The sequence below is a fragment of the Bifidobacterium sp. ESL1130 genome (assembly GCF_058507935.1).
Window position 1 is genome coordinate 937,498 of the sequence record NZ_CP196379.1, and the last position, 17,529, is coordinate 955,026.

Here is a 17,529-nt window from a genome sequence, read left to right on the forward strand (position 1 = left end):
GGCACGATGAGCGGTGAGGGGACGCTGCTGGTCATTGATGGGCATTCCCTTGCCTTTCGTGCCTACTACGCTCTGCCGGTGGAGAATTTTTCCAATTCAGCCGGGCAACCCACCAACGCCGTGTGGGGCTTCTTCGACATGCTCTCCCGTGTCATCAACGCTGAGCATCCAGACCATCTGGCTGTCGCGTTCGATATGTCGGGCGGCACGTTCCGCAACGACATGTTGCCGCAATACAAAGGCACCAGGGATGCCGCTCCCGAAGAGCTGCTCTCTCAGCTTCCCATCATCCAGCAGCTGCTCAAAGCGCTTGGAGTGACGTACCTTGAACGTCAGGGGTACGAAGGTGACGATATTATCGGCACGTTGGCCAGCATGGGTGAGGCTGCCGGATACAGCACGCTTGTGCTTTCCGGAGACAGGGATGCGTTCCAGCTCATTGACGAGCACATCACAGTGCTCTATCCCGGGCATCATTTTAAAGACCTGAAGCATATGACCCCCGAGGTCATTGTCGAGAAGTACAAAGTGACACCCCAGCAATACCCCGATCTGGCCGCCATGCGTGGTGAGGGTGCCGATAACATCCCAGGAGTTCCCGGAGTGGGGGACGGGTATGCCGCAAAATGGATTAACCAGTATGGCTCCTTGCAGGGGGTGCTTGATCATGCTGATGAAATCGGCGGGAAAAAAGGCGAAGCTCTGAGAGATAACATCGAGCAGGTCAAGCTCAACCGCAAAGTCAACGCTGTGGTGCGGGACATGGACTTAGGGGTCGCGGTCGACGATTTGACGTTCGGTAACGTGGATTTAGAGGCAGTGAATGCCGTCATCACCAAGCTCGAGTTCGGCAGGAACTCTAAGAATCGTCTGCTCCGTGCGTTTATGGGCAGTGAAGCGCACGTGGAGCTCGAACTGGCAGATGCCTCTGCCAAGCCGGAAATGCCGGCGTTGGAAATTCCTCACGTGACGCAGATACGCAATGCAGATGAGCTTGAGGCTTGGGTGTCGCAGCATTTGGCATCCCAGGTCGTTGCGGCACAAGGTGAGAACGACCAATCTGCTCTGCCTGGGGACGGCACGGTCTCAGTAGATGCAGATGCGACCTGTGCCGAAGCGCTGGAGCATAGCTGGGTGTTGCACGCTGAAGGCAAAGCAAAGCCAGGAGACACGGCGTTGGACATGATCATGATTTTGGTCGCCGGCGAACTGGCCATGGTGGGCCAGAAGACGGCACAGGCATGTCACGATGTGGTGCAGCGAGTGGTTGACGATTACCGTTCGTCACTGGTGGTGCACGGATATAAAGAGCACTTGCACCTGCTGGAATGCATCGGTGTATCGCTGCCGCAGCCGGCGTTCGACACCAAGCTTGCAGGCTACTTGATACACCCTGATTTCCATCCCGAAAACCTTGATAAGGCGGCGCAGCATTTCTTGCAAATCGACGCCATGCCCGAGCCGGAGGCACAAGGTGAACTGGATTTGGACGGAGACGGGCAAGAAGATGAAGACGAGACCCGTTACGCCTTGCATGCAGCCGAAGTTCAAGCTTTGGCACAGACCTTGCAGCAGCAAATCGACACGCGTCACCAGTTCGGGCTGCTGCGCAGCATAGAAATGCCGACTTCACGTGTGCTGATGGGGCTTGAACGGGCAGGCGCCAAAGTTGATCAGGTACGATTGAACGAGCTGTTCGAACAGTTCTCGTCGCAGGCTGAGCAAGCCCAGCGCATCGCTTGGGACGCAGCCGGTCACGAAGTCAACCTGCAAAGCCCGAAGCAGCTACGGGTGGTGCTGTTCGACGAGATGGCACTGACTCCATCGCGGCGTACCAAAGGTGGATCATATACCACCAATGCCGCAACATTGCAGAATATGTATGTTAAATATGCCAATGATGAGCGTGCCAGTAACTTCCTCGGGGCACTGTTGCAGCACCGGGAGACCAACAAGCTCAAGCAGATTGTGCAGACGCTTATCGACAGTGTCAATAAGCGGGACGGGCGCATCCATACCACTTTCGAGCAGACGGTGGCAGCTACGGGACGTTTGAGCTCAGTGGACCCGAACCTGCAGAACATTCCGAACCGCAACGCCGAAGGCCGTGAGATTCGTTCCGCATTTGTGCCGGCAGAAGGGTATGAGTCACTGCTGAGCTGCGATTATTCGCAGGTCGAATTGCGCATTATGGCTGATCTGTCAGGCGATGAGGCGTTGATTGATGCATTCAAATCGGGCGCGGATTTCCACCGTTACGTGGCAAGTTTGGTATACGATTTGCCTGTAGATGAGATTTCCGGTGACCAGCGCAGCCACGTTAAAGCGATGAGCTACGGTCTGGCTTATGGTCTGAGTACGTTCGGCCTGGCTCAGCAGCTGAAAATCAGCCCAGCTGAAGCCGATGTGCTCAAAACAAAATATTTTGCCACCTTCGGCAAGGTTCACGAATATTTGGAGTCACTGGTCGAAAACGCTCGTGTGAACGGGTATACGGAGACCATGTTCGGTCGTCGCCGCTACTTCCCCGGGTTGAAATCCACCCGTCGTACAGCGCGTGACGCTGCTGAACGGGCCGCATTGAACGCGCCGATCCAAGGCACGGCGGCAGACATCATGAAGATCGCGATGATTCGTACCGATGACGCACTGCAGCAGGCAGGGGTCAAGAGCCGTGTGATCCTGCAGATCCATGACGAATTGGTGCTTGAAGTAGCACCAGGGGAGCGTGAGCAGGTAAGTGAACTGGTACGCGACGCCATGGAGCATGCGGTTGACTTGGCGGTGCCGTTGGATGTGTCTATCGGAGTCGGTGGCGACTGGCAGGCGGCTGCGCACTGACATAAGATTGGTCTGTTGCACGTTTGGACTGCAGTGCGCTGAATGTGCAGGATGCGCCTACATGGCGCAAGCGATCAGATCGGTAGAGGAGAAGACGACATGAGTATGAATCCAGACCTTCACGCGCCACAGCTCGTATCGGTAGTACGTTCTCTCGAACGTTTGTATCCGCTGCAATTCGCCGAAACGTGGGACCATCCCGGACTGATAGTGGGTGACCCGCACGACAGAGTCTCTACCGTCGCCTTCGCGGTCGACCCTACCATGCATGTGGTTGATAAGGCCATCGCAGCCGGAGCTGACATGCTCATATGCCACCATCCGCTCTTCTTCCGTTCCGTGCACGAGGTGTCCGCGATGAGCGTGCACGGAGCCATCGTGAGCAAACTGTACCGTAACCATTGCGCGTTATGGGTAGGGCATACGAACGCCGACGTGGCATATCGTGGTGTGGCACAAGCTGCAGCGGATGCCTTCGGACTGAATGATCAAGAACCGCTGTACAACCAGGAAACATATGACGGCCATCATATCGGGCTTGGCCGGGTTGGTGAGTTGGCCGAACCGATGACATTGCGGGAGTTCGCGCAGCGGGTGGCCAAGGTGTTGCCGCAAACTCCATATGGTGTGCAGGTAGGAGGTGACTTGGACGCACTAATACGACGTGTGGCGGTGCTGCCGGGATCGGGTGACTCCAATTTCGATGAGGTGCGTGCCTCAGGCGCAGACGTGTATGTGACCAGTGATTTGCGCCACCACCCGGCTACGGATGCGTTGGAACAGGCCCGTTATGAGGCTGTGCTGCCTCATGGTGATGAATCGCACGGGATATATCAGGGTATGCGCCAGCCCAGACCGGCGTTGATCAACACCCCACATTCTGCCATCGAATCGTTGTGGTTCCGGTACGCATTGGAAGATGTCTCGGCAGCGATAAGGCAAGATACCGGTTTCATGCCGCATACGCTGCATATCGACGCAGTGACTGACCCATGGCAATTGGTACTTCCAGGTACGGTGGAGTAATCGCAAAATACAGGTGCGGGCTAACGGCACGCACTGGTGTGGCGTTAACCTTCTATTTTGGGAAGAGGATGCGCTACAGTAAGTAGCTGTGCTGATGCTCTGTTTATAGTGTGTGGCACATCGGGACGTAGCGCAGCTTGGTAGCGCGCCTGCTTTGGGTGCAGGATGTCGTGGGTTCAAATCCCGCCGTCCCGACCAAAACGTTGAAATTCCGCCCAGCTTCTACCTCTTCCAGCGGAGTCTGCCATCTGACGCTACGCGACAGGTAAGAATGTTGCTGCTTCTGTCCGACTGTGCAGTGGCACCTTCTGATGAGCAGAATGTGCCTCCGTGCGCGGTGCCGACGGTACCGCTCTGCGGCGCTGGAGCGGTGGGTGCCGGAGAGGGAGCAGGAGCACTTGACGGCGCTGCTGGTGTTGCGGAAGGCATTTGCACTTGCGGCGCGGGGGTGGCTGCATCTTGGTGACGCCGCTGTTCTTCTGCGTCTCGTCTCTGGTGCTCTTCCGCCTCCTTCTGCTGTTTCTCGGCCTGTTCTTTCGCGTCTTGCTCGTCATCCCAGCGTTTGGCCTTGAGCTGCGCCTCGTCAAGTTTTGACTGTGTCTTGTCGAGCTTCTTCTCAGCCTTCTTCAGGTCGTGCTGGCTGGTATCCAGTTCGTCGTCGATGGCAGAATATTTATCTTTAAGCTCCCGGTATTCCCGTGAATCTTTCGGATCGCCTTGACTGCCGGCTCCGGCTACGATACCAAGAAGAAAAGCGACGATAACCGCGACGACGGATTTCCAACCAAGCTTGCGCTTATTGGGATTTGGTGGCACGGCAGTGGGTGAAGCGGCCGCTGTGGGTATTGATACTGTTGGTTGTGGTTGTGGTTGTGGTTGTGGTTGTGGTTGTGTCGAATCTGGTTCGAAAGCGATGGTGCTTGTTGTCTCAGTATCCTCATGTTGAGATGGTGCTGAATTCGCCATGATTGTTTTCCTTGAAACGTCATTGAATTAGGTATATACAACATTATATAAGAGAGGAGCATTAATGTTGCCCTGATATCTTGATACCAAGAGGTGCGACACCAATGTGTCAGCGATCAATGAAGGGGTGCAACTGAAACCGTTCGCGGTGTTCGGTATGAAGTCGGTAGAACGGCTTAATATCAACGATATTGATACTCAATAAGTGGTGAGCTCACTGCATTGCCGGCGATTGCGACGGTACGAGCATAACCCTGGGGCATCCGCTCTGCTGACAAACGTAAGAATCGAGTTTGATATGACCAACGTAGCTTCACACCAAACTTCCAACGCGCAGGGCTTACCCGACCCGTGGCCGGCGCCGACAGCATCCGGACCATTGCGCGCTGTTGTTTCGATTCCCGGCAGCAAGTCGCTTTCCAACCGCTACCTTATTCTTGCCGCAATGGGCAAAGCACCGGTTCAGATTCAAGGGCTGCTGCGCTCACGAGACACCGAACTGATGATGGAAGCGCTGCGTAGCTTGGGTGTCACTATCGAAACGAGCCAAGACGACGTCACCGCGGTGCTCGTCACCCCTCCTGCAGGTGGCCGATTTCGCGGCAACGTGACCGTCGACTGCGGTCTTGCCGGAACGGTGATGCGGTTCGTACCCGGTGTGGCGTTCTTTGCTGACGGTCCGGTGCGCTTCGATGGTGACAAGCAAGCCTACAAACGCCCCATGGGCCCGGTATTAGACGGATTGGAACAGTTGGGTGCGACCATAGAATACCAAGGAGAGCCGGGGCGCCTGCCATTCGTATTGACTTCGCCTGCACACACGGAGTCTGCAGAGTGCACCGAGCAACACGCTGACACCCAATCCAAGCCGAACGACGTTGCCATCGACTCATCCTCCTCATCCCAGTTCATCTCGGCACTGCTGCTCATGGGGTCACGGCTACAGAACGGGCTTCACCTGCGTCACACTGGTAGCAAACTGCCCAGCATGCCGCACATCAATATGACCGTGGCCGACGTGTCGCTCGCCGGCGGCGAAGTGGAAGCTCCGCAGCCTGGCGAATGGGAAGTGAAACCTCGACCGTTGCAGTTGCCGCAGGAAGTGGTGGTAGAGCCAGACCTGTCGAACGCCGCGCCGTTCTTAGGGGCTGCGTTGATTGCCGGTGGCAGTGTCCAGGTGCCGTATTGGCCGGCAAATACTACGCAGCCAGGTGGTCTGCTGCCCGCCGTACTGCAGCTGATGGGCGCACAGGTGACATGGAACGGCCAACCGTATGCGCTTGATGAGCACCGCGGCGACAGTTCGGCCCATATTACAGGAGCCGGTACAGCAGCGGCGTACGGCACATTGCAAGTTACCGGTGATGGCGAGTTGCACGGATTAGGGGAGTTTGACCTGTCGGCAGCCGGGGAGATTGCGCCGAGCATCGCGGCCTTGGCAGCGCTCGCGGACGGCCCGACTTCGCTGGTGGGCATCGGGCATCTGCGTGGGCATGAGACGAACCGGTTGGCGGCGCTGGTGACTGAAATTAAGCGCATTGGTGCGGATGCAGTCGAGCTTGACGACGGTATCCGAATTCTCCCGGTACCGCGCGCTCAGCTGCACGGTGAGGTGATGGAAACGTATGCTGATCACCGTATGGCGACGTTTGCTGCGATGATCGGCCTTGCAATTCCTGGGGTGCAAGTCCGTAATGTGGCGACCACGCGCAAAACGATTCCTGATTTCACCGGTATGTGGAGTGCGATGCTGGCTGGTACCGGTTCAGCTGAGTAAACTGTCACCAGTTTCGATGCCTCGGTGGTTTCTGGGATTGGATGTGTGGGGTGTGGATCGTCTTGATGGCCAAGATGCAGGAACCTTTTTGTAAGGTATCCTATGAGGTTTGGTGAATATATACGGATTCTGTTATGCTGACAGTGTAGGATTGCGGTACGGCGCATACGCGCTTGCTGGTGAAGAGGTGTGAGATGACTCGTTTGGGCGTCAGGCGTCGCGCGGTGGCTGCGTCGGCTACGGCAGTGGCGTTGGTAGCAGTGTTGGGGATTTCTGCATTTGCTTCGGCGGATGCTGATGGTGATTCCGCGATTCGCGGGGGGGGGGAGTAATCTAACTGCCTCTTCGCGAAGTGAATTTGATAGAGCGCCGGGCGGCGCTTCTGGCGAGGGGCGTGCCGACAGCGGTGATGGTGCGGGTGATTCTGATGCGGCTGGTGCTGCAACGAATGTTGGCGTTCGGTTGGCGATTCCTGACCATCTGGTGAACGGTGACTTTGAATATCCGTCGTATTTTCAACCGTATAATTGCCCTGTGGCGGCGGCCACTGCTATTGAGCGGCGAGGAAAAGTGTACGCATGCATCAATCCGAACAATACGGGAGCTGCGAATTATTGGAAGTGGTCCAGCTTCGGCACCGAATTTGATCCGGATCAGTTTGGTTGGGACTCCACCGAGGTCGGTACGAACACGAGTCTCGGTCCAGGCCCGCAGCTGCGCACCAACGAGGTTGAGTTGCAGTCTCAATACGGCAATAACAATACATATGCGGAGATTGTCGGTTCGCAGGCGGGTACAAGCATCTACCAAGATATTGCGACCGTGCCGGGAACGGTGTATACGTGGAGTCTCAAGCATGCGTCGACGCAGAGTTCGCATGTGGATAAGATGAGCGTGGTTATTGGTGTTCCCGGTCAGGAGGGCGCTGCGCAACCGGCTGTACGTGTGTCGGTGAACGGGGGCGGGGATGCGCTCGGCCCCGTGGGCACGGTAATCGCTACGAAGTCCCTTAACTCGAACGTCTACGACAAACAGTGGGAGACCTACACGGGTTCGTATACCATTCCAGAAGGACAGACGGTGACGCGTTTCGCGTTCAAAAGTGTGGAAGGACTTTCGTACAGTACAGGCAATGATGTGGATGATGTCAGGTTTATCGGGACTTATCCGTTGACGTATGATGCGAACGGTGGTACCGGTTCGTTGCCGGTTCAGGTTGAGGGTGTTGGCACGACGGGCTGTTATGCGAGCTATGTGGATGGTGGCTCGTTCGAGTTAGCGACTGGTGCGAAGGATTCGGATTGTTGGGATAGCTCGATGCTAGCTAAGCCGGGTGCGCGATTCTTGGGTTGGTCTGATACTCGCCAGCCGTTTATTGATAATGCATCCAAATGGTCTGATGCTCAACCTCATATGAAAACTACGATGACGATGGTTTTTCCTGGTATCACCGTGTATGCGGTGTGGGGTAGCGATAAGACGTTGTCATTTGATGTGAACACGCCTACTGGGCATGCTGCTCCTGTCGCTCCGAATGCGCAGACGATCGGGTTTAACCTTGGTGCGACCGATCAGTCTGGTTGGACGGTAGGGGATACGAGTAGGGTGCCAGGATATAAGTTCACTGGTTGGAAGACTTCTGGCACAGGTTCGGGTGTTGGTGGCTCTGGTATTGGCGGTTCGTTTGATGGGGATACAGCCTATGATTTTTCGACTCCGATGCTGTCGGATACGACGGTGTATGCCGGGTGGCAACCATTATCGGCGAATATTACGTACAATCCGAATCCTGGCGACGGTGTGGTGACAGGAACCACTGATCCTACCATTGGCGTGACTGATGGGAGCGCTGTAGTGTCATCGAGCGGGTTTAATCGTCATGGGTTTAAGTTCAACGGGTGGAACACGAAGCCTGATGGTAGCGGTGACTTGTATTGGCCTAGTCAGTCATATGAGCGGTTACCGGTCGGAGGTGTGACCTTATACGCTCAGTGGGTAGCGAATCAGTCTGTGATTCCGTTTACTGGCGGTCAGGGTATTGCTGTTTCGATGTTGGTGACCATTGTTTTGCTGGTTGCAACATCTGTGTTTCGCTGGTGGCGTACCCGTCGCATGGTTCGGTGAGATATAGCAGAAGGCTAATCGTTAACGCAGCGGAACCGTCGCTTATCGAGTGTAAGCGTCGGTTCCGCTGCGTTGCGTGAGGTTGAAGCGTCTGAACCGTCGCTGAGGTGATATGAGCGTCGGTTTGGTTGCGTTTGGTGTGTGGGAAGTAGCGGAACCGTCGCTGAGTAAATGCCGGTGTTGGCTTGACTACTGTTGAGTGTGCGGGTGCGTTGTGTTGGATGTGTACGCAACATAACCGACGCTGATTGGAAGTGAGCGTCGGTTTGGTTGCGTAAGGCGAGTGGTATGCAACATAACCGTCGCTGAGGTGGTGTGAGTGTCGGTTCCGTTGCGTTTGGTGTGGTGTACGCGCCTAAACCGTCGCTGAGATGATGTGAGCGACGGTTCTGTTGCGTGGGGCGACGGTGGGGCGTGCAGCGTTGAACGTGCGGCGTTGGCCGTTGGGCGATTGCTTGGAATGCACGGAGTGTCTCGTGGAGTATGGGGGGATGAGAACACCGTTTGAGTAGTTGCGGCTTGCTGCGGAGATGACCAGGGCATGGCGAAGTATGTCTGAAAATATAACAAAGGGTGGTATGTACGTTCTTGTGCATACCACCCCAAATCAACGCCACTTTATCGGCGGCAACGCCCAGATGAGTGTAAGCCGTTCACGATGCGCAGCTTACGACCACTCTTGTTGCAGCTCATTGGCTGGGGCCTAGCTAACAAGTCGCGGCCACCAAACCACTTGGGCATTGCGACTACTGGACATTGCGACTACAAGGCAGCCTAACTACTTGGCGAACTCGTTACCGTAGGAGTCCTTGCCCTCAGCTGCGATGGCTGCGGACTTGCGGGCGATGGCCAGCTCTTCGTTCGTCGGCACGACGGCGATGATCACAGAACTGTCAGGTGTGGAGAGGATGCGAGGTTCCTTGGAACGCTTCGCATTCTCTTCCAGGTCGATCTTCACGCCGAAGGGCGCAAGTTTCTCGCATACGCGGCGACGCACCTCGTCGTCGTTCTCGCCCACACCGGCAGTGAAGGTGATGACGTCCACGCCGCCCATCTGTGCGGTGTAGTTGCCGATGTAGCCCACGATGCGGTGGATGTAGACATCCATGGCGAGGATGGCGTCTTCGTTGCCCTCTTTGATGAGGCGGTCGATTTCGCGCATATCGGCGAAACCGGTCATGCCGAACATGCCGGAACGCTTGTTGAAGAGCGTGTCAAGCTCGTCCACGCTCATGTGGGCGTTGCGAATCAGGTGGAAGACCACAGCCGGGTCGATGTCACCGGTGCGGCCGCCCATCATCAGGCCTTCGAGCGGGGTCAGACCCATGGAGGTATCCATCGGGCGACCGGAGATCTGTGCGGAAGCGGAGGCTCCGTTACCGATGTGCAGCACGATTTGCTTCAAACCTTCGGCGGGCTTGCCGATGAAGTCCGGCACTACAGAGCCTACGTACTCGTGGCTGGTGCCGTGTGCGCCGTAACGACGAATCTTGTACTGATCGGCGATTTCCTTGTTGAGCGCGTAGGTGCTGGCTTCCTTGGGCAGCTGGAAGAAGAAGGACGAATCGAAGACAAAGACCTGAGGCACATCGGGAAGCAGGGAGGTCATCACTTCAGCGCCGGCAGCTTCGGGACCGTTGTGCAGGGGAGCGAGCACGGCGAGATCCTTGACCTGGCCGATGGTTTTGTCGTTGACCAAAGCGGGGTCGGGGAAGATGGAGCCGCCCTGCACCACGCGGTGACCCACGGCAACGATACCGGCTTCGTTGAGGTTCGGACCGAACTCCTCGAAGAAGCCCAGAACGCGCTTCAAACCTTGCTCGTGATCATGAATCGGCTCCTCGAGCTCATGCTTCTCACCGTTGTATTCGTGCTTGTAGTGGCCGTCGATGGGTTCGCCGATCTTCTCGACGAGACCGGAAGCCAGGCCTTCGCCTGACTCGAGGTCCACCAGCTGATATTTGATTGAGCTGGAACCTGAATTGATGACAAGTACGGTTTTCGCCATTGCTGTCCGTCCTCCAAATAGGATTAATTGATCCGCACGGAACTTGTGCGGCTACCAAGCTTCAGTTTACTCGCCAGAGGTTACATACGGCGTGTGTGTAAGCCTGTGATGAGTGATGATAAAAATATGCGAGTCTGTATTATCTGAAACAGAGGAACAAACAGACTCGCATAATTCAGCGTTTGCATGGCGGACTAGCCGTCATCTAACTATCACCAGGTATATGGCATCACTGGGCCTCAACGGCGGTCAGAGCCACTGTATTGATGATGTCTTCCACTAGAGCGCCGCGCGAGAGGTCGTTGACGGGCTTATTAAGGCCTTGAAGCACCGGACCGATGGCAAGAGCCCCAGAAGTACGCTGCACAGCCTTGTAAGCGATGTTGCCTGCCGCGAGCGAGGGGAAGACGAACACGTTGACATGCCCGGCCACGTCGTTGCCCTTGGCTTTGGTTGCTGCGACAGTGGGGCTCCACGCGGCATCGAATTGGATGGAGCCGACGACGGGAAGGTTCGGCGCCTTCTCCTTGACGATCTCAGTTGCCTCTTCCACCAAGTCCACGTCCGGGCCTTGTCCGGAGCCGAGCGTGGAGTAACACAGCATACCCACCTTCGGGTCGATGCCGAAGGAACGAGCTGTGTCTGCCGATTGGATGGCAATATCGGCCAGCTGTTCGGCGTTCGGGTTGAGGTTAATCGCGCAATCGGCGAAAATTGCCACATGGTCCTTGAAGCACATGAGGAATGATCCGGAGACGAGCGATGCACCCGGTTTTGTTTTGATGACTTGGAGGGCGGGGCGTACGGTGTTGGCGGTGGAATTGACGGCTCCGGAAACCAGACCGTCTGCTTTGCCGAGCACTACGAGCATGGTGCCGAAATAGCTTGGATCGCGCAGCTGGGTGCGTGCCTGCTCATCGGTCATGCCCTTCTTGGCGCGTAGCTCGCACAGTTTCTCACTCATGGGTTTGAGCACGGATTCGTCATCCATGGACTGGAACGCAGCTCGGCTCAATGAGTGCAACCCAAGCTCTTCACCGCGGGCAAGAATGGTATCTTTATCGCCCACCACGATGAGGTTGGCGATATCTCGTTCCAACAGGTAATCCGCGGCCTTGATGACGCGGTCTTCCTCACCCTCCGGCAGCACGATGGTTTTCTTGTTCGCCTTGGCTCGGGCCAACAGGCTGTTCTGGAATGCGTAGGGAGTGGTAGGTGCATTGAACGGCGTGTTGAGTGCAGCTACGATTTGGCTGCTGGGAGCGTTGCTGTCAAAAGCTTGTGCCGCTTCGGTCTCTGCATTGGGGTTACTGCTGGGAAAATCGACGGCCGGAATCGTCCAGACCGGGACAGGAGAGTCCTTGAGAGCCTCTTTTGCGTCCGCTGCCTTCTCATCAGTGCAACCGGTGACGAACACTCCTGCGACTATGCTGCCCGCGTTCTGCACGCTGCGTGTGCAAGCTTCTACAGTGGCTTTGACCTGCTTCCCGTCGCGCGGAATGGTGCATACGGCGAGGAACACAGGCGCTGCCACATCGGCCGCTATATCGGCATTGAAAGTGAAGTTTTCCGGGTCGAACACCTTGGAACCGTCAGTACCCACCACCACAGTGTAGGCAGGATCTTCTGCGTCCAATGCGTCGTGGAAGGCAGCGACGATGTCACCTCTGGAACCGGCTTTGTTCTCACGAGCCACGCGTGGGCACAAAGCGCGCGCACTGTCAGGCACCTGCCAGCCGCCCGCCGCTTGTAGCAGCAGTGGAGTCAGTTCATCATGTTTCTTACAAGCCACTGGGCGGAAAACAGCTGTTTTTCCTTGTGCTTTGAGTGCTCTGGTGACTCCGTACGCTACGATGTTACGTCCGTTGCCGCCCTCTGGGCTGGCGATGTAAATGACCTTGTTCGGCACTGCTGAACTCCTTTGTATGGACACCCTTGTTCCTACGGTACCCGATAGATACCGGAACTATTGTAGAACGTGCCGAAGAATAATGTGTGCGACATCTCACTGTGCTTGGTACTGGTAGTTGAGGCTTGTGTGTGATCATGTGGCATGTGGCATGTGGCATGTGGCATGTGGCATCGGACAATAGGACGCACCCTGTCATATCCAGTACGTAGCAAAATCGGCGAGAACAAAAGTGAGGGCAACGGAAAAATCCGTTACCCTCACATTTTTATTCAGCGTTCAGTCAGTGCTGCGCGGCGCGCGGCCTGAAAGAACAACTACTCGTTGTCGCCTGCGGTGGCTGCAGTCGCGGAGACCGCACCCTTCTTGTCGGTGTCGACATCGGAGTAGACCCAGTCGGTGTAATCCGGGTGATCGTAGCCCTCGTCAACGGCGAACTGGAAGGCATCCTTACGGAACTGCTCCAGCTTCTCGATTTCGGAAGCGTACTTGCTCTCGTCGACCATGCGCAGTGCCTCAGCCACGAGCTCGTAACGATCCATGTCGTTGACACGAACCATGTCGAACGGCGTGGTGGTGGAACCCTGCTCCTTGTAACCGTGAACGTTGAAGTTGTCGTGGTTCGGGCGGTTGAAGATCAGCGCGTGGATGTCGTTGGCGTAGGAGTGGTACGCGAACAGTACCGGCTTGTCGGCGGTGAAGAGCTCAGTGAACTCAGCGTCGCTCAGAGCCTCGTCGTTGTCCTTGGGGGACTGCAGCTTGATGGTGTCCACCACGTTGACGACCTTGAACTTGATGCCGAATTCCTTCAGCTTGTCCGAGGCAGCCATGATCTCCTGGGTCGGCACATCGCCGACGCCAGCCAGCACGACCTGGGTCTCATCGTTGTTCTTGGCAGTGGAAGCCCACTCCCACTCAGCGGCACCCTTGTCGAGCTCGGCGCGAGCTTCGTCGAGAGTCTGCCAGGTGGCTGCAGGCTGCTTGCCGGCGAAGATGGCGTTGATCTTGTTGGTGGACTTGAAGGCCTTCTCGGAGACAGCCAGCAGCATGTTGGCGTCGGCGGGGAAGTACTCGGCCACAACGTGATCGTTGTTGAACGTCTTGTTCAGCAGGACGGAGCTCACGCCCGGATCCTGGTGAGAGAAGCCGTTGTGATCCTGACGCCACACGTGCGAGGAGATCAGCATGTTGACCGAGGAGATGGGCTTGCGCCACGGAATCTCGCGAACGGTAGCCTCGAGCCACTTGGCGTGCTGGTTGAGCATGGAGTCGATCACGTGAGCGAAGGACTCGTAGGTGCTCCAGATGCCGTGACGGCCGGTGAGCAGGTAGGCTTCTAGGAAGCCTTCCATCTGGTGCTCGGAGAGCTGCTCGGTGACCTGACCGGTGACGGCCATGTGCTCATCGGTCTGCTCGGAGAGGTAGCCGTTGTCCCACTGCTTGTTGGTGACCTCGTAGGAGGCCTGCAGGCGGTTGGACGCGGTCTCGTCAGGTCCGAAGATGCGGAACGAATCCGGGTTGTTCTTGATGATGTCGCGCGTGTAGTCGCCGAGCTTACGGGTAGCTTCGAGCTGGCCCCAGCCGTGACCGTACTGCTGGACTTCCTTGACCTCGTAGTTGGCGATGTCGGGGAGATCCAGCTCTTCGCGGATGCGGCCGCCGTTGGCGTTCGGGTTCTGGCCGATACGCAGTTCACCTTCAGGCATGAAGGCGGTGACTTCAGGGCGCACAGCACCCTTGTCGTCGAACAGCTCTTCAGGCTTGTAGGATTCCATCCAGCCCTTGAGGACCTCGAAATGCTCCTGGGTATCGCGAGCGGAAGCCAGTGGCACCTGGTGGGCGCGCCAAGAGCCCTCGGTCTTCTTGCCGTCGATGCTCTTGGGGCAAGTCCAGCCCTTAGGAGTGCGGAAGATGATCATCGGGTAGGTGGGGCGAGTCATGTCGTCGGTCTGCGCCGCGGCCTTGATGTCGCAGATCTCGTCGAAGACCTGCTCGAGCAGGTCAGCGAAGCGACGGTGGATGGACATGTGGTCCTCGTCGTCGAAGCCGGCGATGAACTCGTAAGGCTCGTAACCCATGCCCTCGAAGAACTCGTGGAGCTCCTCATCGGGGATACGGGCGAGAATGGTCGGGTTGGCGATCTTGTAGCCGTTGAGGTGCAGGATCGGCAGCACAATGCCATCGGTGCGGGGGTTGACGAGCTTGTTGGACTGCCAACCGGTGGCCAGAGGGCCGGTCTCAGCTTCGCCGTCGCCCACGACTGCGGGCACGAAGAGGCTTGGGTTGTTCATGACGGCGCCATAGGCGTGGCTCAGAGCGTAGCCGAGCTCGCCACCTTCGTGGATGGAGCCGGGGGTCTCAGGAGCGAAGTGGGAGGGGATGCCGCCCGGGTAGGAGAACTGACGGAAGAACTTCTGCAGTCCGGACTCGTCCTTGGTGATGTTCGGGTAGTACTCGCTGTAGGTGCCGTCAAGGTAGGACTGCGAGGTGCCTGCGGGGCCGCCGTGGCCCGGGCCCATGATGAACACAGTGTTCTGCTGGTGATCGGCGATGAGGCGGTTGATGTGGCCGAACAGGAAGTTCAGGCCCGGAGTGGTGCCCCAGTGGCCAACGAGACGGTGCTTGACGTCGTCGCGGGTGAAGGGCTCCTTCATCAGCGGGTTGCTCCGAAGGTAAATCTGGCCGATGGAAAGGTAGTTCGAGGCGCGCCAATACTTGTCAACGCCCGCGAGAGCTTCCTCGGAGACCGGGGAGCTCATCTTCTTCCACGGGGTGCCAATAACAGGACTTGTCATGTGTACTCCTGTACTTCTGCACATGTCTGTGCGATTGTTTGTTTTCTGCTGGAGGTGAAGTTCCCGGTGCCGAAGCGCCAGTCATATTCAACCCCTGTCGCAAGAGATTTTACGGTGTCTCGGGGACTTTTGAACGATTTTTTGCGGCTAAGTTTGTTTTTGTGTTGTTTTTGGTAGAATTTGTGTACTATTCCAGCGGATTTGTTCATTCGATTTTTGAAAACAACCGTCACTTAATCCTTGTCCCACTTGGTGCGCGAGGCGATTTTGACGAATGTTCATGTTCGTTTCAAACAAATACATGCTGTGTGTTGTAGTTCGAAACGTGTTGTTTTGTGTACTTCGCTCGCCACGATATTGCTCTTCTTTGTCGGCTTGCACCGAGACAATGGTCAGCATATACAGTCGGTCCGACTCCACATGACATATGGTATTAAAGGAGAACTCATGGCAAACGGTCCAGTGCTCGTCGTTGATTTCGGCGCTCAGTACGCCCAGCTCATCGCTCGTCGCGTACGCGAAGCAAACGTCTATTCCGAGCTGGTGCCGCACTCCATGCCTGTGGACGAGATGCTGTCCAAAGACCCCAAGGCCATCATTCTCTCCGGTGGCCCGGCTTCGGTGTACACGCCTGGGGCGCCGAGCATTGACAAGAAGGTTTTTGAGGCAGGCGTGCCCGTGCTGGGCATTTGCTACGGCTTCCAGGTGATGGCTCACGAGCTTGGCGGCAAAGTTGATAAAGCGGCACTGGGGGAGTACGGCAAGACCGAGGCAGTCATCGACGATGCCAAGGGCGTGTTGGCTGATTCTCCAGCAGATCAAGACACATGGATGAGCCACGGTGTAGCCGTCGAAGAGGCGCCGGAAGGCTTTGAGGTGCTGGCGCATACCGAAGGTGCGCCGGTCGCTGCCATGCAGGACGAATCGCGCAAACTGTACGGTGTGCAGTGGCACCCGGAAGTCAAGCACACACCGCGCGGCCAAGAGCTTATCTCCACGTTCCTGCACCGGTGCGCCGGGTTGGATGACGACTGGAATGCTTCAAACATCATCGACGACCAGGTGGCGAGGATCCGTGAGCAGGTAGGTGACGCACAGGTCATCTGCGGTCTGTCCGGCGGCGTGGACTCTGCCGTTGCCGCGGCGCTCGTGCACAAGGCCATAGGCGACCAGCTCACCTGCGTCTTTATCGACCATGGCATGCTGCGTAAGGGAGAGGCCGAGCAGGTGCGTCACGACTTTGTCGAAGCCACAGGCATCAAGCTCATCGCCGTTGATGCTTCAGAAGACTTCCTCGACGCTTTGAAAGGTGTCACCGAGCCTGAGCGTAAGCGCAAGATCATTGGCGAGAAGTTCATCCGAGCCTTCGAAAAAGCGCAGCTGCGCGTCATCGAGGAGGCCGGAGCGCAGGGTAAGGAAGTCAAGTTCCTGGTACAGGGCACGCTCTACCCGGACGTCGTGGAGTCCGGTGGCGGTGACGGTGCCGCCAACATCAAGTCGCATCACAATGTGGGCGGTCTTCCCGACGATATTACCTTCGAACTCATCGAACCGCTGCGCGCGCTGTTCAAGGACGAGGTTCGTGCCATAGGCACAGAGTTGGGACTACCTGAGGCGATGGTATGGCGCCAGCCGTTCCCGGGTCCGGGCTTGGGTATTCGCATCATCGGTGAGATTACGCGTGAGCGGCTTGACCTGCTGCGTGAGGCCGATGCCATCGCGCGTGAGGAAATGACGAAGGCCGGGCTTGACCGCGATGTATGGCAGTGCCCGGTGGTGCTCCTTGCCGACGTCCATTCCGTGGGTGTGCAAGGCGACGAACGTACGTATGGTTCTCCCGTGGTACTGCGACCGATCACCTCGGAGGACGCCATGACCGCTGACTGGTACCGTATGCCCTACGACGTGCTGGCCACCATCTCCACTCGCATCACCAACGAATGTCCTAGCATCAACCGTGTGACGCTCGACTGCACCTCCAAGCCGCCGGCCACCATCGAGTGGGAGTGACCCCAGATGTGGGATATCAGACGTTTCACGACGCTTTTGCCGTGATACGGTGAATATATGGATTCGATGTCCT

General features: G+C 56.9%; 11 protein-coding genes and 1 tRNA gene. 7 read left to right on the forward strand and 5 right to left on the reverse strand.

Going from position 1 to position 17,529, the window contains the following annotated elements; all coding sequences use genetic code 11:
* Positions 1 to 6: 6 nt before the first annotated feature.
* The 3 genes from polA (at position 7) to ACSYSO_RS03605 (ending at position 4,065) form a co-directional block, all read left to right on the forward strand.
* A complete protein-coding gene (polA, locus tag ACSYSO_RS03595; RefSeq protein ID WP_491702053.1) occupies positions 7 to 2,841 on the forward strand; it encodes a DNA polymerase I in 2,835 nt (944 codons plus the stop codon).
* Positions 2,842 to 2,940: 99 nt separating this feature from the next.
* The gene (locus tag ACSYSO_RS03600; RefSeq protein ID WP_491702012.1) at positions 2,941 to 3,867 is read left to right on the forward strand and encodes a Nif3-like dinuclear metal center hexameric protein; all 927 of its coding nucleotides are present in this window, start codon (positions 2,941 to 2,943) and stop codon (positions 3,865 to 3,867) included.
* Between the two features lie 121 nt (positions 3,868 to 3,988).
* Positions 3,989 to 4,065, forward strand: a tRNA-Pro gene (locus ACSYSO_RS03605).
* 24 nt (positions 4,066 to 4,089) lie between these two features.
* Here the strand turns inward: ACSYSO_RS03605 and ACSYSO_RS03610 are convergent.
* Positions 4,090 to 4,833, reverse strand: a complete 744-nt coding sequence (locus ACSYSO_RS03610; RefSeq protein WP_491702013.1) for an OmpH family outer membrane protein — start codon at positions 4,831 to 4,833, stop codon at positions 4,090 to 4,092.
* 298 nt (positions 4,834 to 5,131) lie between these two features.
* Here ACSYSO_RS03610 and aroA point away from each other — a divergent pair, with 298 nt between their 5' ends.
* The 3 genes from aroA to ACSYSO_RS03625 all read left to right on the forward strand — a co-directional run bounded on the left by aroA (position 5,132) and on the right by ACSYSO_RS03625 (position 8,734).
* A complete protein-coding gene (gene aroA / locus ACSYSO_RS03615) occupies positions 5,132 to 6,610 on the forward strand; it encodes a 3-phosphoshikimate 1-carboxyvinyltransferase (RefSeq protein WP_491702014.1) in 1,479 nt (492 codons plus the stop codon).
* 194 nt (positions 6,611 to 6,804) lie between these two features.
* A complete protein-coding gene (locus ACSYSO_RS03620; protein ID WP_489798554.1) occupies positions 6,805 to 6,942 on the forward strand; it encodes a hypothetical protein in 138 nt (45 codons plus the stop codon).
* A 202-nt stretch (positions 6,943 to 7,144) separates the two neighbouring features.
* Positions 7,145 to 8,734 carry an InlB B-repeat-containing protein gene (locus tag ACSYSO_RS03625; RefSeq protein ID WP_491702015.1) on the forward strand — a complete coding sequence of 530 codons (1,590 nt, stop codon included), beginning with the start codon at positions 7,145 to 7,147 and terminating at the stop codon, positions 8,732 to 8,734.
* 778 nt (positions 8,735 to 9,512) lie between these two features.
* Here the strand turns inward: ACSYSO_RS03625 and ACSYSO_RS03630 are convergent.
* The 4 genes from ACSYSO_RS03630 to ACSYSO_RS03645 form a co-directional block, all read right to left on the reverse strand.
* On the reverse strand, positions 9,513 to 10,742 hold the full coding sequence (locus ACSYSO_RS03630) for an acetate/propionate family kinase (RefSeq protein ID WP_491702016.1): 1,230 nt from the start codon (positions 10,740 to 10,742) through the stop codon (positions 9,513 to 9,515).
* Positions 10,743 to 10,971: 229 nt separating this feature from the next.
* Positions 10,972 to 12,651, reverse strand: coding sequence for a phosphate acetyltransferase (gene pta / locus ACSYSO_RS03635; RefSeq protein ID WP_491702017.1), 1,680 nt, complete (start codon positions 12,649 to 12,651; stop codon positions 10,972 to 10,974).
* A gap of 317 nt (positions 12,652 to 12,968) precedes the next feature.
* Positions 12,969 to 15,446 (reverse strand): phosphoketolase, encoded by a 2,478-nt coding sequence (locus tag ACSYSO_RS03640; protein ID WP_489760346.1) that lies wholly within the window; start codon positions 15,444 to 15,446, stop codon positions 12,969 to 12,971.
* 147 nt (positions 15,447 to 15,593) lie between these two features.
* Positions 15,594 to 15,866 carry a hypothetical protein gene (locus tag ACSYSO_RS03645; protein ID WP_491702018.1) on the reverse strand — a complete coding sequence of 91 codons (273 nt, stop codon included), beginning with the start codon at positions 15,864 to 15,866 and terminating at the stop codon, positions 15,594 to 15,596.
* Between the two features lie 27 nt (positions 15,867 to 15,893).
* On the opposite strand from ACSYSO_RS03645, the gene guaA reads away from it, so the two are divergent.
* Positions 15,894 to 17,456: a glutamine-hydrolyzing GMP synthase gene (guaA, locus tag ACSYSO_RS03650; protein ID WP_489760344.1), complete on the forward strand. Its 1,563-nt coding sequence runs from the start codon at positions 15,894 to 15,896 to the stop codon at positions 17,454 to 17,456.
* Positions 17,457 to 17,529: the final 73 nt, after the last annotated feature.

Coding starts and splice junctions, on each gene's coding strand:
- polA (WP_491702053.1), top strand. CDS start 7: ATGAGCGGTGAGGGGACGCTGCTGGTCATTGATGGGCATTCCCTTGCC.
- ACSYSO_RS03600 (WP_491702012.1), top strand. CDS start 2,941: ATGAGTATGAATCCAGACCTTCACGCGCCACAGCTCGTATCGGTAGTA.
- ACSYSO_RS03610 (WP_491702013.1), bottom strand. CDS start 4,833: ATGGCGAATTCAGCACCATCTCAACATGAGGATACTGAGACAACAAGC.
- aroA (WP_491702014.1), top strand. CDS start 5,132: ATGACCAACGTAGCTTCACACCAAACTTCCAACGCGCAGGGCTTACCC.
- ACSYSO_RS03620 (WP_489798554.1), top strand. CDS start 6,805: ATGACTCGTTTGGGCGTCAGGCGTCGCGCGGTGGCTGCGTCGGCTACG.
- ACSYSO_RS03630 (WP_491702016.1), bottom strand. CDS start 10,742: ATGGCGAAAACCGTACTTGTCATCAATTCAGGTTCCAGCTCAATCAAA.
- ACSYSO_RS03640 (WP_489760346.1), bottom strand. CDS start 15,446: ATGACAAGTCCTGTTATTGGCACCCCGTGGAAGAAGATGAGCTCCCCG.
- guaA (WP_489760344.1), top strand. CDS start 15,894: ATGGCAAACGGTCCAGTGCTCGTCGTTGATTTCGGCGCTCAGTACGCC.